Origin of the sequence: Nocardioides aurantiacus (genome assembly GCF_003752505.1) — a bacterium.
Lineage (GTDB): Bacteria > Actinomycetota > Actinomycetes > Propionibacteriales > Nocardioidaceae > Marmoricola > Marmoricola aurantiacus.
Genome location: NZ_RKHO01000001.1, coordinates 3,648,465 through 3,668,204 on the forward strand (window position 1 = coordinate 3,648,465; position 19,740 = coordinate 3,668,204).

Sequence of the window (19,740 nt, forward strand, 5' to 3'; positions counted from 1 at the left end):
CGTCCCCCCTGCCCCGCCGACCAGACGCCAGGCCCGGTGGCACCCCCGGCCATCCCCCCATGGTCCGGGAGCCGCCGGGCCTGGTCTCAGCCGAGCAGCTGCGCGGCCTTGACCAGCGTCTGCCACAGCCCGTAGGCGAGCGGCACGGAGACCAGCAGCCAGGCCAGCGTGACCACGAGCGCGCTCGTGGGGCTGGTCGAGCCGGAGGTGCGGGACTGGTCGTCCTGGGTGGTGCTCATCGGGTGCCTCCTGTGGTGGCGGGCTCGCCCGCGGGGTCGCTGTGGTCGCCGGAGCCGGAGTGGGACCGGACGGCCTCGGCGTCGTAGTGCTTCTCGTCGACGGTCTTGACGAGCAGGTTGGCCACGAAGCCCACCCCGAGCACGACCACCATGGTGATCAGCGCCGGGTGGTAGTCCTCGGCGACCAGGCTGCCGGGCTCGCCGGCGCGGTCGAGGAAGCCGTTGACGATGAGCGGGCCCATCACGCCCGCGGCGGCCCAGGCGGTCAGCAGCCGACCGTGGATCGCGCCGACCTCGAGGGTGCCGAAGAGGTCCTTGAGGTAGGCCGGGACGGTGGCGAAGCCGCCGCCGTAGTAGCTGATGATGAGCAGCGCCAGGACCACGAACACCGCCGGCGAGGTCTGCCCGAAGGTGGCCAGCAGGATGTAGAGCACCAGGCCGACGCCGAGGTACATCATGTAGATCGGCTTGCGGCCGATCCGGTCCGAGGCGCTGGACCAGATGAAGCGCCCGGCCATGTTGGCCAGGCTCAGCATGCCGACGAAGCCGGCGGCCTCGGCGGCGGAGACGCTGGAGTCCTGCCCGTCGCGGAAGAAGTCCTGGATCATCGGCGCGGCCTGCTCGAGGATGCCGATGCCGGCGGTGACGTTGCAGAACAGCACCACCCACAGCAGCGCGAACTGCGGCGTCCGGATGGCGGCCTTGGCCCGCACGAGCGCGCCGCCGCGGCCGGGCTGGTGGGCGGCGGTGGCGTCGTCGCCGAAGCCCTGGGGCAGCCGGATCAGCGCCGCTCCGATGAGCATGAAGACGAGGTAGACCAGGCCGAGCGTCAAGAACGTCGCCGCGAGCGCGGACGCACTGGCGCCGTTGCCGCTGTTGGCCGGGTCGAACTGCGGGTCGTAGATGCCGAGCAGCAGGTTGGACAGCGGCGAGGCGATCAGGGCGCCGCCGCCGAAGCCCATGATCGCCATGCCGGTCGCGAGGCCCGGCTTGTCCGGGAACCACTTGATCAGGGTGGAGACCGGGGAGATGTAGCCGATGCCCAGGCCGATGCCGCCGATGACGCCGTAGCCGAGGTAGAGCAGCGGCAGGCTGCCGATCGCGATGCCCAGCGAGCCGACCAGGAAGCCGGTGCCCCAGCACAGCGCCGCGGCCACCATCGCCTTGCGCGGACCGTTGCGCTCCACCCAGGTGCCGAGGACGGCCGCGCTCAGGCCCAGCATCACGATGGCGATGGAGAAGATCCACGCCACCGCGGTCTGCGAGGACTCGAAGCGCTGCACCAGCGAGGTCTTGAAGACCGAGAAGGCGTAGACCTGACCGATCGACAGGTGCACGCACAGCGCCGCCGGGGGGATGAGCCACTTGCTGTAGCCCGGTCGGGCGACAGTGTTCTTCTTCTCGAGAAAGGCCAGTCCAGCCATGCACACCTCCATGTGGTGAGCGCCACGTACCCGAGGCCGGGTGGTGGAAACAACAACTGTCCGGACGACCGCCCCGGTCAGCCTCGGACCTGCTGGAGCTCGAGCACCTCGAAGACCGGCACGCGGCCCGGGCGGGCGGCTCCGCAGGTCAGCCGGCCCTCCACCTCGCCCTCGCCACGCCGGACCCGCACGGCCCAGGTGTCCTCGCCGTGGACGAACTCGGTGAGCTCGCCGTCGCGGCGCACGACGCGGACGGCGGCCTCGCGGTCCTCGTCGAGGTGGCGGCGCAGCGCGACCTCGGCGTGCTGGACGTGCATCGGACGGCTGGAGCGCCCGCGGAGGCGGTCGAGGTCGAGCCGTCCCGACTCGTGCCGGTCGGCCAGCCCGGCGGCGTCGGCGGGGGTGACCTGGCCGTAGTAGAGGCCCTGGGGCAGCACGAGCACGTTGGCGGCGAAGCGGTCACCGCCGACGTGCGAGACCTCCCAGGTCTGTGCGGGGCGGACCGCGGTCAGCGCGGCGGCGACGGGGCGGCCGCGCTCGGCGCAGCACGCGTCGTGGCGGCCGTGGGTGCACACGCCGTACAGCGGCTCGGTCACGGGCACCCAGCCGGGCGGCTCCTCGCCGCGGGCGAGGGCGGCCACGTCGAGGTCGAGCAGCTCGCGGTGGTCGGCGACCTCGTGCCGCAGCAGCCGCTGGGTGTGGGGGAAGCAGACGTGGACGGCGTACGTCGCTCCGCGGTGCGCCCGGTGGTGGCGTCGGGCCAGCAGCACCCGGACCGCCCCGATGCCCGAGAGGTGGCGGCGGACCTCCTCGTCGAGCCGGCTGTCGCGCAGCACGGCCGTGCCCCACGGGCCGTGGTGCTCGACCAGCAGGAACGCCGCGACGTGGGTGGCGCTGCCGGCGAGGTCGTCGGCCCGCTCCAGCGCGGCGGCGGCGCAGCGGAAGGGCGGGACGGCGGGGGTGAGGGGGACGGCGCTCAGCGTCGTACCTCGAGCAGGCCCTCGCGGACCAGCCGCCGGCACAGCACCAGGGCGCTGGTCGGGTCGAGGTCGAGGTCGTCGGGCACCAGCTCGGTGGCGTCGCGCAGCTGCTCGACGGCGGCCCGGATCCGGATCGGGACGCTGACCCGGCGGTCGCCGAGGAGCAGGTGGAGCTGCTCGCCGTCGGGCCGGAGCACGCAGGGACGCCCCGGGCGACGGCGCAGCGGGGTGTCGCCGGTGATCGCGTCGAGCCCCGCACGGTCGAGCAGCCCGCCGCCGAGCGGGCTGACGCGCTGCTGCAGGAAGTCGTCGACCTGCGCCGCGGCGACCTCGCCGGCGTCGACCGACCGGAGCGCGGCGGCGAGGCCCTCGAGGCGCTCGGCCAGACCGCCCGCGACCACGTCGGGTCGGGTCAGGTGGGCGGCGGGGAGGTGGCCGTCGAGGTCGAGGCCCTGCCCGGCCTCGCGCACGGCCCGGTCGACCAGGGTGCGCCAGGTGAGCTGGTTGATGCCGATCGTGACGTGCAGCGAGACGGTGTCCTGGGCCCGCGCCGCGTGGGGCGTGCCCGTGGGGAGGTACATCGAGAGGCCCGGCTCGAGCAGCACCTCGCGGGGCTCCGCCTGCTCCTCCAGCGGGGCCGGGTGCACCTCCCACAGCTTGGAGCCGTGGGTCTGGAAGACGAAGACGTCGTGGCTGTCGCTGTGCACGGCGAAGCCCTGCGAGCCGGGCGGCGTGAGGTAGGCGTTGGCCTGGCACGGGTGGCCCAGCGCGACCTCGAGCTCGGCGACGAGCCGGGTCAGCGGCGGCCAGTAGCGGTGCAGACCCTGGAGCACGACGGTGGCGCCGCCCTCGAACAGGTCGAGCACCTTGCGGGCGTCGACCAGGCCGGTCAGCGGCTGGCCCGCGATGGTCGAGCCGCCACGGGTGAAGGCGGAGGCGGGCAGCACGGCGCCGTCGCGGGCGACCCGGACCGCCGGGGTGCGGATCGCGGTGGCGGTCAGCAGGTGGTCGACGTCGGCCAGGGACAGCACGCCGACCAGGTCGGCGGGGTCGGTGTGGTGCAGGTGGACGCGGGACGCCCAGACCTTCTCGACGAAGGTCTGGGCGTCACCGCTCAGCAGGTCGAGCGCGTCCAAGGTGGGATCAGGCGTCCGTCGCGTCGGAGGCGTCGGAGTCGCTGCCCGGGGCGTCGGCCGGCCCGTGCGAGCCGCCGTCGCTGGCCGGGCCGTCGGTGCCGTCGTGGGCGGCGGTGTCGCTGCCCGGCGCGTCGGCGGGGCCGTGGGAGCCGCCGTCGCTGGCGTCGCCGTCGGTGCCGTCGGAGGCGTCGGTGTCGCTGCCGGGGGCGTCGGCGGGGCCGTGCGAGCCGCTGTCGCTGGCGTCGGCGTCGGCCGGGCTGCCGGTGGAGCCGGCGGTCGGGGTCGTGGTGATGTCGTCGTCGCCCAGCGGCTGGTTGCTCTCGGTCATCTGCGCCTCCTTCATAGGGGTCGGCGCTGCGGTGCGCCGTACGTCACGGGTGCCCGTTCCGCCGGACTTGAATCGCTCCCGCCCCGCACTCGGCTCAGCCGAGCACCTCGGCGACGAGCGGGACCCCCGGCCGGTAGGCGAGGTGCACGTGGGAGGGCGCGTCGAGCACGGTCAGGTGGGCCCGTCGACCCGGGGCGAGGACGCCCACGTCGTCGCGCCGCAGCGCGCGCGCACCCCCGGCGGTGGCCGCCCACAGCGCCTCGGCCGGCGTCATCCCCATCTCGCGGACGGCCAGGGCGACGCACAGCGCCATCGAGGAGGTGTACGACGAGCCCGGGTTGCAGTCGCTGGCCAGGGCGACCGTCACGCCGGCGTCGAGGAGCGCACGGGCGTCGGGGTAGGGCGAGCGGGTGCTGAACTCCACCCCGGGCAGCAGCGTCGCGACGGTCCCGCTCGCGGTCAGCGCCTCGACGTCGCCGTCGTCGAGGAAGGTGCAGTGGTCGACCGCGGCCAGCCTGAGCTCGCAGGCCAGCCGCACGCCGGGGCCGGGGCCGAGCTGGTTGGCGTGGAGCCGCCCCAGCAGCCCGGCCGCGTCCCCCGCGGCGAGCACCGCCCGGGCCTGGTCGACGTCGAAGGCGCCCCGCTCGCAGAACACGTCGATCCAGCGCGCGTGCGGGGCGGCGGCGGCCAGCATCGGCCCGGTGACCAGGTCGACGTACGCCGCCGGGTCGGCCGCGTGCTCGTGCGGCACCACGTGGGCGCCGAGGAACGTCGTCTCCTCGGTCCAGCGCCGCGCGATCGCCAGCGACCGGGCCTCGTCGTGGACGGTGAGCCCGTAGCCGCTCTTGACCTCGACCGTGGTGGTGCCCTGCCGCCTCATCTCCGCGAGGTGGCGGGCCAGGTTGGCCTCCAGCAGCTCGTCGGGAGCGGCCCGGGTGGCGGCGACGGTGGTGCGGATGCCGCCCCCGTCGTACGCCGTGCCGGCCATGCGCGCCGCGAACTCCGCCGACCGGTCGCCGGCGAAGACGAGGTGGGAGTGGGAGTCCACGAACCCCGGCACCACCGCCCGCCCGCCGAGGTCGCGGGCGTCGTCGGTGGCGGGCGCGTCCTGGCGACGTCCCACCCAGGCCACCCGCCCGGCCTCGACCACCACCGCGGCGTCGGCCAGCACCCCGCTCGGGGTGCCGTCGTGGACGGGGTCGTTGGTGACCAGCTCGGCGATGCCGCTCAGCAGGACGGAGCTCATCGGGTGCCCTCCTCGGGGAGCGGTCGTACGTCGGCGCCGCCGGCCGCGAACACCAGCGTCTCGGGCGTCGCGCCGCAGCCGCGGGTGCGGGTGCTGCCCAGGTCGACGGTGACGAGGTCGGCCCGCTGCCCCACCGCGATCGCACCGGCGTCGTCGAACCCCAGGCTCGCGTGCCCGTCGACCGTCGCCGCGGCCAGCAGCTCGGTCGCCGACCAGTGCCCGCGCCGCTGGGTGACCAGCCGCTCGTCGAGCTCGACGGCCCGCATCTCCTCGAACAGGTCGATCACCGCGTGGCTGTCCGAGCCCAGCGTCAGCACCGCGCCGGCCTCGTGCAGCCGCCGCGACGGGCCGACCCCGTCGGCGAGGTCGCGCTCGGTGGTGGGGCAGAAGCACACGCGGGTGCCGCTCTCCCCCAGCAGCCGGACGTCGTCGTCGGTGAGGTGGGTGGCGTGGACCGCGGTGGTCAACGGCCCCAGCGCACCGACGTCGGCCAGCAGCCGGGTCGGGGTGCGCCCGGTGGCGGCGAGGCAGGCGTCGTTCTCGGCGACCTGCTCCGAGAGGTGCACGTGCAGCGGCCGGCCCGCGGCGGCCTCGACCACCGTGGCCAGCTGGTCGGGCGGCACGGCCCGCACCGAGTGGATCGCCACCCCGACCCGGTCGTCGTCGAACGCCGCGACCCGCTCGGCCCAGGCGTGGGCGTCGCCGTCGGAGTAGCGGCGCTGCACGCCCTCGGGCTGCCGGCCGAACCCGGCGGCGAGGTAGCAGGTGTCGAGCAGCCGGATCCGGATCCCGGCGTCGTCGGCCGCGGCGAGCAGGGCACGGCCCATGGCGTGGGGGTCGTCGTACAGCGTCCCGTCGGGCTGGTGGTGCAGGTAGTGGAACTCCCCGACCGCGGTGATGCCGACGGCCCGCATCTCGGCGTACACCTCCCGGGCGAGCTCGAAGCAGGAGTCGGGCGTGAGGTCGGCCGCCACGGCGTACATCTGCTCCCGCCAGGTCCAGAACGACCCCCGCTCGGCCTGCGTGCGCCCCCGCAGCGTCCGGTGGAACGCGTGGCTGTGGCAGTTCGCCATCCCCGGGATCGTCAGGCCCGGGACGTGGGTGGGGGGCGGTCCCGATTCCCCGGACGTCCGGGGAACCGGGGACTCGTCCGCTGTCGTGACGGCCGACGAGTCCCCAGGACGGCCGACGAGTGCCTCGGTGATGACGCCGTCCACCACCTCCAGCCGTACGCCGGAGGCCACGCCGTCCGGGAGCAGCGCGTGCTCGAGCAGGTACGCCGTCACGCGACCAGCTCCTCGAGGACGGCCGCCAGCGCGTCGACGCCGGCCAGGCAGTCGGCGAGGTCGGCGTGCTCGGCCGGCGAGTGCGAGACGCCCGTCGGGTTGCGGACGAACAGCATCGCGGTCGGGACGCCCGCCGCGGCCAGGACGCCGGCGTCGTGGCCGGCCAGCGACGGCACGACCGGGACCTCGCCGGGGCCGCCCCACGGGCGCAGCACCCGCGCCAGGCGCGCGGTCAGGGAGACGTCGAAGCCGACGGCGCCCGAGACGGACTCGGGGGTGACCGCCAGGGCGGTGCCGTCGCCGGAGGCGCGCTCGGACCCGGCCCGGGCGATCTCCTCGACCAGCTCCTCCAGCGCGTCGTCGGAGCCGGCGCGGGCGTCGAGCCAGGCGGTGACCCGCGAGGGCACCGCGTTGGTGCCGTTGGGGGCGACGTCGAGGCGGCCGAAGGTCGCGCGCGGGCCGGACGCGCCGGCCGTGGCGGCCGCGGCCAGCGCGGTCGCGGCGTAGGACAGCATCGGGTCGCGGCGGTCCTGCATCCGGGTGGCACCGGCGTGGTTGGCCTCGCCGGTGAAGTCGAAGCGCCAGCGGCCGTGCGGCCAGATCTCGCTCGCCAGCCCGACGGCGGCGTCGCGGTGCACCAGGTCGCGGCCCTGCTCGACGTGCAGCTCCACGAAGCAGCCGACGCGCGTCAGCCAGGGCGCCGGGCCCAGGCGTGGCTCCACGCCGGCGGCGGCCATCGCGTCCAGCAGCGGCACGCCCTCGCGGTCGCGCAGCTCCCGCGCCGCGTCGGGCGTGGTCGCGCCGGTGGCCAGCCGCGAGCCGAGGCAGGCCACCCCGAACCGCGACCCCTCCTCCTCGGCGAACGCCGCCACGACCACCGGCCGGGTCGGCACCACGCCTCGCCCGCGCAGGCGGTCGATCGCGGCGAACGCGGAGACCACGCCGAGCGGGCCGTCGTACGCCCCGCCGTCGAGGACCGAGTCCAGGTGGCTGCCGACGAGGACGGCGTCGTCGCCGGAGCCCCAGGTCGCGAGCAGGGTCCCGTTGCCGTCGGCCTCGAGCGCCAGCCCGCGCGCGGCGGCCTGCTCGGCGAACCACGCCCGCAGCTCGCCCTCGGCGGCGGTGAAGGGCTGTCGGAAGTAGCCGCCGCTCCGCGCCGAGCGGCCGACCGGCGCGAGGTCGCGCCACATCTGCTCGAGGTCACCGGGTGCGTCAGCCATGCTGGGCCCCGTGGAGTTCCGTGAGGTCGTACGCCGCCGCCGCATGGTGCGCAGCTACACCGACGAGCCCGTCGACCCGGCCGTCGTCGACCGGGCGCTCGCCCACGCCACCCGGGCGCCCAGCGCGGGCTTCAGCCAGGGCTGGGGCTTCCTGGTGCTCGACACCCCGGCCGACGTGGCGGCGTACTGGCGGGCCACCAGCGACGACACCGAGACGCCCGGCCGCTGGCTGCGCGGCATGATGCGCGCCCCGGTCGTGGTGGTGCCGTGCTCGAGCAAGGCGGCCTACCTCGAGCGGTACGCCGAGCCGGACAAGGGCTGGACCGACCGCGACGAGGCCCGCTGGCCGGTGCCCTACTGGCACACCGACGCCGCCATGGCCGCGCTGCTGGTCCTGCAGACGGCCGTCGACGAGGGCCTGGGAGCCTGCCTGTTCGGCGTGCCCGCCGACCGGGTCGACGCGCTGCGGGCGACCTTCGGCATCCCCGCGGGCTTCGACCCGGTCGGCGCCGTGACGCTCGGCCACCCGGCCGACGGCGGCGCGGCCGGCTCGCCCGCACGACGCGCCCGGCGACCCCTCGACGAGGTCGTCCACCGGGGCTCCTGGGGCACCACGAGGGGCTGAGGCCGGGCGGCTCGGACGGGGGCGAAGGCTCACGTGGCCAGTCCACCGGACCTGGGCGCGCACCGCCACCACGGGCGACGACGAGAACGTCTCGGATCCGAGACCACACCGGTGTCGTTTGGAGGGGCGCGCTACGGGTACGTTCCTCCTCGACGGGGGGATCCGTCACGAAGGGAGTCAGGACATGGTCGTCCTGGGTTTGATCCTGCTCATCATCGGTCTGGTGCTGCCCCAGTCCATCCTCACCACGATCGGCATCATCTTGATCGTGGTCGGTCTGGTGCTCAACCTGGTCCCGATCGGCGGCAGCCGGCGGCGCGTCTTCTAGCGTCTCGTCCGGAGGCACAGCTCCACTGCAACGAGACACCCACCCCGGGTGACGACCCGGGACGAACAAGCCCCACGGCGCACCACGGCCCACGGCTCCGAAGGCCCCGGACCATCTCGGTCCGGGGCCTTCGGCACGTCCGAACCCAATCTCGCGCCCGGCGGCACCGGCCCCGCGATGGCCTAACCTCACCGCGTGGACGCCGACGTCGAGAAGCTGCGCCGCCTCGTGCGGATCCCGACGGTCTCCTCGACCGACGAGGCCGAGGTCGACGCCGAGGTCTTCGAGCGGTTCCTGGCCGTCCTGGCCGAGGCGTTCCCGCTGCTGCACGACCGGCTCGGGACCACCCGCGTGCGCGACCACTCGCTGCTGCTGCGGTGGGCCGGTCGCGACGCGGACGCCGACCCCGTGGTGCTGATGGCCCACCTCGACGTCGTCCCGGTCGACCCCACGGCCCCCTGGCAGCACCCGCCCTTCGGGGCCGAGGTCCACGACGGGGCGGTGTGGGGGCGCGGCACGCTCGACGACAAGGGCTCGCTGGTGGCGATCTGCGTCGCCGTCGAGCGACTGCTGGCCGACGGCGTGGTGCCGGCGCGCGACGTGTGGCTCTCCTTCGGCGCCCGCGAGGAGGTCTCCGGCGAGGACGCCGCCGCGGCCGTCGGGCTGCTGCGCGAGCGCGGGGTGACACCGTGGTTCGTGCTCGACGAGGGCGGCGCGGTCGCCCACCAGGCCTTCCCCGGCGTCGCCCCGCCGCTCGGCGTCGTCGGCGTCTCCGAGAAGGGCACCACCACGCTCGAGCTGGTCGCCGAGGGCCGCGGCGGCCACTCCTCCACCCCGTCGCGCGGGGGTCCGACGGCGCGCATCGCCCGGGCCGTCCTACGCCTGGAGGGACGGCCGTTCCCCGCCCGGCTGCCCGCGCCCACCGCCGAGCTGTTCCGCCGGATCGCACCCCACGCCCCGCTGCCGCTGCGACCGCTGTTCGCCGCCGCCCGCCGGCTCGAGCCCCTGGTGACGCGCGCGCTGCTGGCGGCCGGGCCCGAGCCCGCCGCCCTGGTGCGCACGACGATGGCGGTGACCCAGCTGTCCGGCTCGCCGGCCCACAACGTGCTGGCCTCACGGGCCACCGCGGCCGTCAACCTGCGGATCCTGGTCGGCGACACCGTCGCGAGCGCCACCGAGCACGTCCGCCGCGCCGTCGCCGACGACTCGATCACCATCACCGCCCTCGAGGCCGGCGAGCCCTCGCCGGTCTCGCCGGTCGACGACCCGGCGTTCGAGCTGCTGGCGGCCACGATCGCGGCCGAGTTCCCCGACGCCGTCCCCACGCCCTACGTCATGATGGCCGCCACCGACAGCCGGTTCTTCACCGCGATCTGCGAGCGGGTCTACCGGTTCACGCCGTTCCGGATGACCAAGGCGCAGCGCGAGAGCATCCACTCCTACGACGAGCACGTCGGTGTCGCGGACTGGCTCGCGGGCGTCGACTGGTACACCCGCCTGCTCCGGGACCTCCCGTGACCACCGCGACCCGCCCGGTGACCCCGCCGGTGGTGCCCGGGCTGGTGGCGATCGTCGGGTTCCTGGTCTGCGTCGAGCTCGCGAGCGGCATCCTGCAGGGCTACTACACGCCCGTCCTCAGCGACATCGCCCGCCACCTCGGCATCCGCGACGCCGACGTCAACTGGTTCGAGGCCGCGCAGCTGGTCGTCTCCGCGCTCGTGGTGCCGCTGCTCGCCCGGCTCGGCGACCTGTGGGGCCACCGGCAGGTGCTGCTGCTCTCGACCGGCGTGACCGCGGTGGCCTCGTGGGGCGTCGCGGTGGCGCCCGACTTCACGACCTTCCTCGTCGCCTGGGCGCTGCAGGGCTGCTACGTCGTGTGGCTGCCGCTCGAGATCGCGATCATCCACCGGCGCACCGCCGCGAGCGGGGCGCAGGGCCGGCTGACCCGGCGCGGGGCCGCGCTGCTGGTGGCCGCGCTCGAGCTCGGCGTCATCGCGGGCGCGCTGACCAGCGGCGCCCTGGTCGGCACGCTCGGCATGACCGGCCTGCTGGCGCTGCCCGCGGTCGCGGTCACGGTCTGCTTCGTCGTCATCTGGTGGGGGATCGCCCCGACGCCGCCGGCGGCCTCGGGACGTCTCGACCTGCCCGGCCTCGGCCTGGTCACGTTGCTGATCAGCCTGGTGATGGCCGGGCTGGTGCTCGTCCGCGTGGTCGGCCCCGGGTCGCTGCTGCCCTGGGTGGCGCTGCTCCTCGGCGCGCTCGTCGTCTGGCCGTTCGTGCGGGTCGAGTCGCGCACGCCGGAGCCGCTGATCGACGTGCGCCTGCTCGGGACGCCCGCGCAGTGGCCGGTCCAGCTGACCGCGTTCCTGTTCGGCGTCTCGGTGCTCGGCGCCCAGATCCCGCTCTCGACCTTCGCGCGCACCGACCCGGCGGTGACCGGCTACGGCCTGGGCGCCTCGGCGGCGTTCGTCTCGACCCTCATCGGGGTCTACGTCGTCTCCCTGCTGCTCGGCGCCCTCGCCCTGCCGCTCGCCGCCCGGCTGCTGAGCACCCGCGGCGCGATGCTGGCCGCCTGCCTGCTGGTCGCGCTGGGCTACGGCCTGTTCCTGCCGCTGCACGACACCACCACCCAGACCCTGCTCAACCTGGGGATCGCCGGCACCGGCTCCGGCGTCCTCGTCGCCGCCCTCCCCGCCGCCGCGGCGGCGGCCGCACCGCCCGACCGCACCGGCTTCGTCACCGGGATGACCAACACCACCAAGACCATCGGCGGCGCCATCGCCTCCGCGCTCTTCGCGATCGCGCTGTCCGCCACCGGCTCGCTCGAGGTCGCCGAGGTCGGGGCCGCCCCGCTGTCGGGCTACCTCACCGTCTGGGCGATCTGCTCCGGCACCGCGCTGGTGGCGGCGCTGAGCCTGCTGGTCGTGCCGCGCGACGCGTTCGCCGACTGAGCGCCGCTCAGCCCCACCAGCCGAGCACCTCGCCCCCCAGCCGGACGACGAACGCCGAGACGACCAGCAGGAAGAACACCCGCACGAACCCCGCTCCGCGCGAGACGGCGGTGCGGGCACCGACGTAGGCGCCGACCAGGTTGCCCAGCCCGATCAGCAGGCCGACCTGCCACAGCACGGCGCCCTGCGGGACGAAGACGACCAGCGCGGCGACGTTGGTGGCCCAGTTGGCGATCTTGGCCTTGGCCGAGGCCTGCAGGAAGTCGTAGCCCAGCAGCCCCACCAGCGAGATCACGAAGAAGCTGCCCGTGCCGGGGCCGAGCACGCCGTCGTAGAACCCCACGACCACGCCCGTGCCCATCGCCGCCGCGACGTGGTGGCGCCCGGTGAACCGCAGCGCGGTCACCTGGCCGAGCGAGGGGCGCAGCAGGACGTAGCCGCCGACCACCACCAGCACCACCAGCACGATCGGCACGAAGGCCTCCCGCGGCAGCCGGCTCGCGACCAGTGCCCCCAGCACGGAGCCGAGGAAGGCGGTCGCCATGAGCGGCACGAAGGTGCGCGGGTCGGGTCGGACCCGGCGCGCGTAGGTCAGGCTGCTGGCCGAGGTCGAGAACACCGACCCCAGCTTGTTGGTCGCCAGCACCTGCAACGGCGAGGCGCCCGGCAGGCCGACGAGCAGGGCCGGGAGCTGGATCAGCCCGCCGCCGCCGACCACCGCGTCGACGAAGCCCGCGGCCAGGCCGGCCAGGACCAGCAGCGCCAGCACGGTCAGCGAGAGGTCGGCAGGCACCCGGCGATGCTAGGACCCGGGACCGGTACGACCCGGCGCAGGTCGGCCCGCGGCTGTGCCCCGCGACGTACGCTCGACCACGCACCCGACCCCGTCGCCCTCGCTGCGGAGACCACGATGACCGACCCCTCCCGCCACGACGTCGACCACGGCCGTCGCCCCCGCGCCGACCAGGAGCGCGACGACCGGACTGGGCGCACCGCGGCCAGCACCCGCATCGCCCACCAGGCGCGGTGGGTCGACCTGCAGATCGAGCGGGCGATGGAGCGGGGCGAGTTCGACGACCTGCCCGGGGCCGGCAAGCCGCTGGGAGACCTCGGCTCGCCGTACGACCGCGACTGGTGGCTGAAGAAGCTCATCGAGCGCGAGCAGGTCACCGGCGTGCTGCCCGAGGCGCTGCAGCTGCGCAAGGAGGACGGCGAGCTCGACGACGTGCTCGACCGCGAGACCGCCGAGAAGCGGGTCCGCGAGGTCGTCGACGGCTTCAACCGCCGCGTGGTGGCCGCCCGCCGCCAGCTCCAGGGCGGGCCGCCCGTGGTGACGCCGACCCGCGACGCCGACGTGGAGGTACGCCGCTGGGCCGAGCGCCGCGACGAGCGCGCCCGCGCCAACGCCGAGGCGCTGCGGGCGGCGGCCGCCGCCGAGACCGCGCCCGAGCGACCCCGTCGCTGGTGGCGACGTCGATGAGGACCCCCGGGGCGTACGCCGCCCTCGCGGGCCTGCTCCTGCTCGCCGGATGCGGCGGCGACCCGTCGTCCCCGCGGGCCGAGCCGCCCTCCCCGGACGCCCAGCCGGTGACCGCGGGCAGCACCCTCGCCGCACGTCCGTGCCCCAGCAGGTCGGAGCCGTTCGAGCCCACCCGGGTCGACGTGCCGGGCGTGGCCCGCGGCGCCGCCGTGATGTTCCCGGCGCGCGCCCGGGTCGACGTGCCGGGCACCCCGTCGACCGACAGCGTCGGCAAGCAGCAGTTCGCCTTCGACCGGGTGCAGGAGGTGCAGCCCGGCGACCGGCGCGGCAACGTGCTGCTCAACGCGCACACCTTCCCCGACGGCTCGGCGCTGGGCAACCGGCTGCTCGAGGGGCTGCAGGAGGGCGGTCGGCTGGTGCTCGCCGACGGCGACCGACGGCTCTGCTACCGCGTGACGGAGCGGGTCGAGGTCTCGGCCGACACCGACTTCTACCGCTACTACGACAAGGACGGCCCGGCCCGGGTCGCGATCGTGGTGTGCTCCGGCGAGCGGCTCGGCCCGGGCGTCTGGACCAGGCGCACCGTCTGGTTCGCCCGCCCCTCGGCCTGAGCGCCGATCCGCGCGCGGGGTCCGTGGAGCGTCATACGTCCTGGTCGTCCGGACATCCACCTCGTATGACGCACCGGCCGACGTCAGGCGCCGCGCGGCACCACGATGACCGGGACCGGGGAGTGACGCACGATCCGGGTGGCGTCGGAGCCCAGGAACAGCCGTGAGACCAGGCCGGCGGCCGAGGAGCCGACCACCAGCACGTCGCCGCGGTCCCAGTCGAGCTGCTCGAGCGCCTCGGTCCACGTCGCCCCGGTCGCGACCGCGGTGCGGACGTCGGCGGGCGCGAGGTCGCCGAGCTCGGCGACGGCGCGCTCCTGGTCGGCGGAGGTCCGGGCGACGTACGCCTCCATCACCTGCTGCTCACCGAGCACCTCGGGGGGATACATCGTCCGGCCGCGGACCCCGAAGGTGGCCACGCGCAGCGAGGCACCGACCTCGCGGCAGATGCGCGCGGTGCGGACGAGCACCGCCCGGGAGGCGGCGTCGCCACGGAAGGCGCAGGTGGCGCGGCGTACGCGCGTGGCGGCCTCGGCCCGGTGGCCGCGGGTGGCCACCGCGACCGGCACCGGCGAGGAGTGGAGCAGCCGGTCGGCCGTCGAGCCGACCACCACCGAGCCCCAGGCGCCGTGCGAGGCCGAGCCGACCACCACCATCGCGCCGTCGTGCTGCTCGGCCTGCTCGATCAGGGTCGCCGCGACCGAGGAGGCGGCGACCGTGACGACCTCGCTGCGCAGGTCGGCGCACAGCTCGGCCAGCGCCTGCTGCGCCTGCGCCGTGGCCGCCTCGCCCTGCTCGCGCGACCACCGGGCGAACTCCCTGTCGGGCCCGCCTGCCACCGGGGTCGGCCAGGCCGGCGGCACCACGGTGACCACCCGCAGGTCCTGCCCGGCCGAGCGCGCGAGCGTCGCGGCCAGCTGCAGCGCCGACCGGTCGTCCTTGTGGGGCGGGTGCCCCACGACGATGGTCACGACCGGTCCTCGGGCACGTCGGCGGTGGCCACCTCGCCACGGCCCAGCGCCGCGTGCCGTCGGCCCCACAGCAGGTAGAAGGACAGCACCACGGCCAGCCAGACGGCGAAGATGAGCCAGGTGATCGCGGCCAGGCCCGAGAGGATGTAGAGGCAGACCGCGATGGTCAGCAGCGGCGTCACGGGGTAGCCCGGGACCCGGAACGGGCGCTCCAGGTCGGGCGCCGTGCGCCGCAGCACCAGCACCGCTGTCGCCACCACGATGAAGGCGATCAGCGTGCCGATGGAGACGGTGTCCCACAGGTAGTCCGCGGGCACGAACCCGGCGATGACCGCGACCACGACCGACACCACGACGGTGTTGAAGGTGGGGGTGAGCGTCCGCGGGTTCACCGACGCGAACCGGTCGGGCAGCATCCCGTCGCGGCCCATCGCGAACAGGATGCGCGTCTGGCCGTAGAGCGTCACCAGGGTGACCGAGAAGATCGAGATCACCGCGCCGGCCGCCAGGACCGTGGCGGGCACGCTGCTGCCGGTGATGTTCTCGAGGATCACCGAGAGGCCGGCGCTCTGCTGCTCGGGGTCCTCGAACCGCTCGACCGGCTGGGCACCGACACCGGCGACGGCCACCAGGACGTAGATCGTCACGACCACGGCCAGCGCGCCCATGATCGCCCGGGGCAGCGCCCGCTGCGGGTCGCGCACCTCCTCACCGGCCGTCGAGACCGCGTCGAGGCCGATGAAGGAGAAGAAGATCGTCGCCGCCGCGGCGCTGACCCCCGCGGCGCCGGCGTCCCAGAAGCCGTCGAAGTGGTCGGCCTCGAAGGCGCTGAAGCCGATCACCACGAACATCAGCAGCACGCCGAGCTTGACCAGCACCATGACCGTGTTGACGCGGGCAGACTCGCTGGCCCCCCGGACCAGCAGCACCATGCACATCAGCACCAGCACGATGGCCGGCAGGTTGACCAGGCCGGTGGTGTTGTCCTCGAACGGGATCGGGGAGTAGGACAGCGCGTCGGGCAGCGAGACCCCGACGAGGTTGTCGAGCAGCTCGTTGAAGTAGCCCGACCAGCCGACCGCGACGGCGGCCGAGCTGACGCCGTACTCCAGCAGGACGCAGGCCACCACGACCATCGCGACCAGCTCGCCGAGCGCGTGGTAGGCGTAGCTGTACGTCGACCCGCTCACCGGGATCGCACCGGCCACCTCGGCGTAGCAGATCGCCGACAGCCCGGCCCCGAGCCCGGCCACCAGGAACGAGACCACCACGGCCGGCCCGGCGTCGGGGACCGCCTCCTGCAGCACGAAGAAGATGCCGGTGCCGACGGTCGCGCCGACACCGAACATCATCAGCTGGAAGGTGCCGAAGCTGCGCTCCAGCTCGCCCCCGTGGCCCGGGCGCACCGCCCCGATCGGCTTGCGCCGTCGCAGCTGCTCCCCGAGCCCGGCCGTCCCGCGCTGCGCCAGGTTGGTCATGAGGTCCCCTCCCCCAGGGCCCCTGCGTCCGGAGCCGGTCCGAGCGACGCTAGACCTTCCTAGCCGCTCCGCACAGCAGTCGTGTGCCTCAGCCCTCCGCCATCGGGACGCGTACGCCGCGCTCCGCGGCCACCTCGGCGGCGCGGTCGTAACCCGCGTCGACGTGGCGGATGACGCCCATCCCGGGGTCGTTGGTGAGCACCCGCTCGATCTTCTCCGCCGCCAGCGCGGTGCCGTCGGCGACGCAGACCTGGCCCGCGTGGATGGAGCGCCCCATCCCGACCCCGCCGCCGTGGTGGATCGAGACCCAGGTGGCGCCCGAGGCGGTGTTGACCAGCGCGTTGAGCAGCGCCCAGTCGGCGATCGCGTCGGAGCCGTCGAGCATCGCCTCGGTCTCGCGGTAGGGCGAGGCGACCGAACCGGCGTCGAGGTGGTCGCGGCCGATCACGACCGGCGCCTTCAGCTCGCCGCTGGCGACCATCTCGTTGAACTTCAGCCCGGCGAGGTGGCGCTCGCCGTACCCCAGCCAGCAGATCCGCGCCGGCAGCCCCTGGAAGGAGACCCGCTCGCCGGCCATGGTGATCCACTTCCGGAGCCGCTCGTTGTCGGGGAACAGCTCGAGGATGGCGCGGTCGGTGGCGGCGATGTCGGCCGGGTCGCCGGACAGCGCGGCCCAGCGGAACGGCCCCCTGCCCTCGCAGAACAGCGGCCGGATGTAGGCCGGGACGAACCCCGGGAACTCGAAGGCCCGGTCGTAGCCGCCCTTGCGGGCCTCGTCGCGGATCGAGTTGCCGTAGTCGAAGACCTCGGCGCCGGCGTCCTGGAACTCCACCATCGCCCGCACGTGCGCGGCCATCGAGGCCTGGGCGTCCTTGGTGAACCCGTCGGGGTCCCGTCGGGCGGCGTCGTGCCAGTCCTCGAACGGCACGCCGACGGGCAGGTAGGACAGCGGGTCGTGGGCCGAGGTCTGGTCGGTGACGACGTCGATCGGGGCGTCGATCGCGAGCAGGTGGGGAAACACCTCGGCGGCGTTGCCCAGCACGCCGATGCTGAGCGGCCGGCGGGCGTCGCGGGCCTCCACGGCCAGCTCGAGGGCGTGCTCCACGGAGTCCGCCCGTACGTCGAGGTAGCGGTGCTCGATGCGACGCTCGATCCGGGTCTGGTCGACGTCGACGCAGATCGCGACGCCGTCGTTCATCGTCACCGCGAGCGGCTGGGCCCCGCCCATGCCGCCGAGGCCGGCGGTCAGCGTGATGGTGCCGGCCAGGGTGCCGCCGAACTTCTTGTCCGCGACGGCGGCGAAGGTCTCGAAGGTGCCCTGGAGGATCCCCTGGGTGCCGATGTAGATCCAGGAGCCGGCCGTCATCTGTCCGTACATCGTCAGGCCGAGGTCCTCGAGCCGCCGGAACTCCTCCCAGCTGGCCCAGTCGCCCACCAGGTTGGAGTTGGCGATCAGCACGCGCGGGGCCCAGGCGTGGGTGCGCATCACCCCGACGGGCTTGCCGCTCTGCACGAGCATCGTCTCGTCGTCGCGCAGGTCGCGCAGGGTGCGCACCAGGGCGTCGTAGGCCTCCCACGACCGCGCCGCCTTGCCGGTGCCGCCGTAGACCACGAGGTCCTCCGGACGCTCGGCGTTGGCCGGGTCGAGGTTGTTCATCAGCATCCGCAGCGGCGCCTCGGTCTGCCAGGAGCGAGCGGTGAGCTCGGTCCCGGTGGCGGCGTGGATGGGCAGGCGGGGGTTCTCGGTCACTGCATCTCTCCGATCACTGCGGTCGCGGCGGCCACGACGGCCCCGCTGCGGACGAGATCGACACAGGCCTCGATCTCGGGGGCCAGGTGGCGGTCCGGGCCGGGGCCGCGGACGCCGTGCGCGCGGAGCAGGTCGACCACCGCGCCGGTGGCCGGCGAGGGCTCGAGCGGCCGGCGCAGGTCCAGCGCGCGGGCCGCGGCCATCACCTCGACGGCGAGCACCCGGGTGAGCCCGTCGACGGAGCGGCGCAGCTTGCGCGCGGCGGCCCACCCCATCGAGACGTGGTCCTCCTGCATCGCCGAGGACGGGATCGAGTCCACGCTCGCCGGGACGGCGAGCCGCTTGAGGTCCGAGACGATCCCGGCCTGGGTGTACTGCGCGATCATCAGCCCGCTGTCCACACCCGGGTCGTCGGCGAGGAACGGCGGCAGGCCGTGGCTGCGGGCGCGGTCGAGGAAGCGGTCGGTGCGTCGCTCGCTGATCGAGGCGACGTCGGCGGCCACGATCGCCGCGAAGTCGAGCACGTAGGCGACCGGCGCCCCGTGGAAGTTGCCGTTGGACTCGACGCTGTCGCCCACCACCACCGGGTTGTCGACCGCGCTCGCCAGCTCCCGGCCCGCGACCACGGCGCAGTGCTCGAGCGTGTCCCGGGCGGCGCCGTGCACCTGCGGCGAGCAGCGCAGCGAGTAGGCGTCCTGCACCCGTGTGCAGTCGGGCCCGCGGTGGGAGGCCACCACGCCCGAGCCGGCCAGCAACACCCTCAGGTTGGCGGCCGACGCGGCCTGGCCCGGGTGGGGGCGCAGTGCCTGGAGCTCGGCGGCGAAGACCCGGTCGGTGCCGAGCTGGCCCTCGACCGACATCGCCGCGGCGACGTCGGCGGTGCGCAGCAGCATCCCCAGGTCGGCCAGCGCCATCACGAGCATCCCGAGCATCCCGTCGGTGCCGTTGATCAGCGCCAGGCCCTCCTTGGCGGCCAGCTCGACCGGATGCAGGCCGGCGGCGGCCAGCGCCTCGGCGGCCGGCCGCAGCACCCCGTCGGCGTCGCGGACCTCGCCCTCCCCGATCAGCGCCAGCGCGCAGTGCGAGAGCGGGGCGAGGTCGCCCGAGCAGCCGAGCGAGCCGTGCTCGTGGACGACGGGCGTGATCCCCGCGTCGAGCATCGCGGCCATCAGCTGCGCCGTCTCCCGTCGTACGCCGGTCCGGCCGGTCGCCAACGTGGAGAGCCGCAGCAGCACCAGGGCCCGCACCACCTCGCGCTCGACCTCCGGGCCGGAGCCGGCCGCGTGGGAGCGGACCAGCGAGCGCTGCAGCTGTGCCCGCTTCTCGGTGGGGATGTGCCGGGTGGCGAGCGCTCCGAAGCCGGTCGAGACGCCGTACACCGGGGTCTGCGACGCGGCCAGCTCCTCGACAGCGGCGCGCGCCCGGTCGATGCCGACCAGGGCATCCTCGGTCAGCCGGACGGCGGCGCCGTGCCGCGCCACGGCGACCACGTCGGCCGGCGCGAGCGGCCCGGGACCGACCTCCACGACGGGCCGGTCGACGGTGCGCGGGCGGGGGGCGTCGTCCATGGCTCCAGTGAACGTCCGCGGGCGGGTCGGCCGCAGCCACCGGGACCCACCGGTCGTCTCGGATCCGAGACTGCCCGGATCGGTGACCCGTCCTCGTCCCGTCGTGCCACCATGCCCGG

Annotated in this window: 19 protein-coding genes; 6 read left to right on the forward strand and 13 right to left on the reverse strand. The window is 74.9% G+C overall.

The annotated features are described in order from the left end of the window. Positions 1-86: 86 nt before the first annotated feature. The 8 genes from EDD33_RS20165 to EDD33_RS17760 form a co-directional block, all read right to left on the reverse strand. Entirely contained in the window at positions 87-239 is a 153-nt protein-coding gene (locus EDD33_RS20165; RefSeq protein WP_170169874.1) for an MFS transporter small subunit, read from the reverse strand. Continuing rightward, positions 236-1,663: an OFA family MFS transporter gene (locus tag EDD33_RS17730; protein ID WP_123393638.1), complete on the reverse strand. Its 1,428-nt coding sequence runs from the start codon at positions 1,661-1,663 to the stop codon at positions 236-238. The genes EDD33_RS20165 and EDD33_RS17730 overlap by 4 nt, the downstream gene beginning before the upstream one ends. Before the next feature lie 77 nt (positions 1,664-1,740). Continuing rightward, positions 1,741-2,685 carry a ferredoxin family protein gene (locus EDD33_RS17735; protein ID WP_123392356.1) on the reverse strand — a complete coding sequence of 315 codons (945 nt, stop codon included), beginning with the start codon at positions 2,683-2,685 and terminating at the stop codon, positions 1,741-1,743. Beyond that, the gene (locus EDD33_RS17740) at positions 2,640-3,779 is read right to left on the reverse strand and encodes a cupin domain-containing protein (RefSeq protein WP_123392358.1); all 1,140 of its coding nucleotides are present in this window, start codon (positions 3,777-3,779) and stop codon (positions 2,640-2,642) included. Before EDD33_RS17740 ends, EDD33_RS17735 begins: the two co-directional genes overlap by 46 nt. Before the next feature lie 7 nt (positions 3,780-3,786). Next, on the reverse strand, positions 3,787-4,107 hold the full coding sequence (locus EDD33_RS17745) for a BatC protein (RefSeq protein WP_123393640.1): 321 nt from the start codon (positions 4,105-4,107) through the stop codon (positions 3,787-3,789). A gap of 94 nt (positions 4,108-4,201) precedes the next feature. Next, positions 4,202-5,353 (reverse strand): imidazolonepropionase, encoded by a 1,152-nt coding sequence (gene hutI, locus EDD33_RS17750; RefSeq protein WP_123392360.1) that lies wholly within the window; start codon positions 5,351-5,353, stop codon positions 4,202-4,204. Further along, positions 5,350-6,639 carry a formimidoylglutamate deiminase gene (locus EDD33_RS17755; RefSeq protein WP_123392362.1) on the reverse strand — a complete coding sequence of 430 codons (1,290 nt, stop codon included), beginning with the start codon at positions 6,637-6,639 and terminating at the stop codon, positions 5,350-5,352. The genes hutI and EDD33_RS17755 overlap by 4 nt, the downstream gene beginning before the upstream one ends. Continuing rightward, a complete protein-coding gene (locus EDD33_RS17760; protein WP_246003590.1) occupies positions 6,636-7,859 on the reverse strand; it encodes an allantoate amidohydrolase in 1,224 nt (407 codons plus the stop codon). The genes EDD33_RS17755 and EDD33_RS17760 overlap by 4 nt, the downstream gene beginning before the upstream one ends. Before the next feature lie 10 nt (positions 7,860-7,869). Here EDD33_RS17760 and EDD33_RS17765 point away from each other — a divergent pair, with 10 nt between their 5' ends. The 4 genes from EDD33_RS17765 (at position 7,870) to EDD33_RS17775 (ending at position 11,763) form a co-directional block, all read left to right on the forward strand. Continuing rightward, the gene (locus tag EDD33_RS17765) at positions 7,870-8,484 is read left to right on the forward strand and encodes a nitroreductase family protein (protein ID WP_123393644.1); all 615 of its coding nucleotides are present in this window, start codon (positions 7,870-7,872) and stop codon (positions 8,482-8,484) included. A 184-nt stretch (positions 8,485-8,668) separates the two neighbouring features. Then, complete coding sequence (locus EDD33_RS20170) at positions 8,669-8,812, forward strand: hypothetical protein (RefSeq protein WP_170169875.1); 144 nt, start codon at positions 8,669-8,671, stop codon at positions 8,810-8,812. A gap of 195 nt (positions 8,813-9,007) precedes the next feature. After that, a complete protein-coding gene (locus EDD33_RS17770) occupies positions 9,008-10,330 on the forward strand; it encodes a M20/M25/M40 family metallo-hydrolase (protein WP_123392364.1) in 1,323 nt (440 codons plus the stop codon). Next, positions 10,327-11,763, forward strand: coding sequence for an MFS transporter (locus EDD33_RS17775; RefSeq protein ID WP_211332593.1), 1,437 nt, complete (start codon positions 10,327-10,329; stop codon positions 11,761-11,763). The genes EDD33_RS17770 and EDD33_RS17775 overlap by 4 nt, the downstream gene beginning before the upstream one ends. A 7-nt stretch (positions 11,764-11,770) precedes the next feature. Here EDD33_RS17775 and EDD33_RS17780 read toward each other — a convergent pair whose 3' ends face one another. Continuing rightward, positions 11,771-12,556 carry a TSUP family transporter gene (locus tag EDD33_RS17780; protein ID WP_123392366.1) on the reverse strand — a complete coding sequence of 262 codons (786 nt, stop codon included), beginning with the start codon at positions 12,554-12,556 and terminating at the stop codon, positions 11,771-11,773. Positions 12,557-12,673: 117 nt separating this feature from the next. On the opposite strand from EDD33_RS17780, the gene EDD33_RS17785 reads away from it, so the two are divergent. Then, positions 12,674-13,243 (forward strand): DnaJ family domain-containing protein, encoded by a 570-nt coding sequence (locus tag EDD33_RS17785; RefSeq protein WP_123392368.1) that lies wholly within the window; start codon positions 12,674-12,676, stop codon positions 13,241-13,243. Beyond that, positions 13,240-13,854, forward strand: a complete 615-nt coding sequence (locus tag EDD33_RS17790; RefSeq protein WP_148077135.1) for a class F sortase — start codon at positions 13,240-13,242, stop codon at positions 13,852-13,854. Before EDD33_RS17785 ends, EDD33_RS17790 begins: the two co-directional genes overlap by 4 nt. 83 nt (positions 13,855-13,937) lie before the next feature. Here the strand turns inward: EDD33_RS17790 and EDD33_RS17795 are convergent, their stop codons facing one another. The 4 genes from EDD33_RS17795 to hutH form a co-directional block, all read right to left on the reverse strand. After that, positions 13,938-14,825, reverse strand: coding sequence for a universal stress protein (locus EDD33_RS17795; RefSeq protein ID WP_123392372.1), 888 nt, complete (start codon positions 14,823-14,825; stop codon positions 13,938-13,940). Continuing rightward, on the reverse strand, positions 14,822-16,303 hold the full coding sequence (locus EDD33_RS17800) for an amino acid permease (RefSeq protein WP_123392373.1): 1,482 nt from the start codon (positions 16,301-16,303) through the stop codon (positions 14,822-14,824). The genes EDD33_RS17795 and EDD33_RS17800 overlap by 4 nt, the downstream gene beginning before the upstream one ends. An 88-nt stretch (positions 16,304-16,391) precedes the next feature. Further along, positions 16,392-18,053: a urocanate hydratase gene (hutU, locus tag EDD33_RS17805; protein ID WP_123392375.1), complete on the reverse strand. Its 1,662-nt coding sequence runs from the start codon at positions 18,051-18,053 to the stop codon at positions 16,392-16,394. After that, entirely contained in the window at positions 18,050-19,621 is a 1,572-nt protein-coding gene (gene hutH, locus EDD33_RS17810) for a histidine ammonia-lyase (protein ID WP_123392377.1), read from the reverse strand. The genes hutU and hutH overlap by 4 nt, the downstream gene beginning before the upstream one ends. Between the last annotated feature and the right edge of the window lie 119 nt (positions 19,622-19,740).

Bases quoted from the DNA above. Each gene is read 5' to 3' on its own strand.
- EDD33_RS20165 (WP_170169874.1), bottom strand. From the start codon at position 239: ATGAGCACCACCCAGGACGACCAGTCCCGCACCTCCGGCTCGACCAGC.
- EDD33_RS17730 (WP_123393638.1), bottom strand. From the start codon at position 1,663: ATGGCTGGACTGGCCTTTCTCGAGAAGAAGAACACTGTCGCCCGACCG.
- EDD33_RS17745 (WP_123393640.1), bottom strand. From the start codon at position 4,107: ATGACCGAGAGCAACCAGCCGCTGGGCGACGACGACATCACCACGACC.
- hutI (WP_123392360.1), bottom strand. From the start codon at position 5,353: ATGAGCTCCGTCCTGCTGAGCGGCATCGCCGAGCTGGTCACCAACGAC.
- EDD33_RS17760 (WP_246003590.1), bottom strand. From the start codon at position 7,859: ATGGCTGACGCACCCGGTGACCTCGAGCAGATGTGGCGCGACCTCGCG.
- EDD33_RS20170 (WP_170169875.1), top strand. From the start codon at position 8,669: ATGGTCGTCCTGGGTTTGATCCTGCTCATCATCGGTCTGGTGCTGCCC.
- EDD33_RS17785 (WP_123392368.1), top strand. From the start codon at position 12,674: ATGACCGACCCCTCCCGCCACGACGTCGACCACGGCCGTCGCCCCCGC.
- EDD33_RS17790 (WP_148077135.1), top strand. From the start codon at position 13,240: ATGAGGACCCCCGGGGCGTACGCCGCCCTCGCGGGCCTGCTCCTGCTC.
- EDD33_RS17800 (WP_123392373.1), bottom strand. From the start codon at position 16,303: ATGACCAACCTGGCGCAGCGCGGGACGGCCGGGCTCGGGGAGCAGCTG.
- hutH (WP_123392377.1), bottom strand. From the start codon at position 19,621: ATGGACGACGCCCCCCGCCCGCGCACCGTCGACCGGCCCGTCGTGGAG.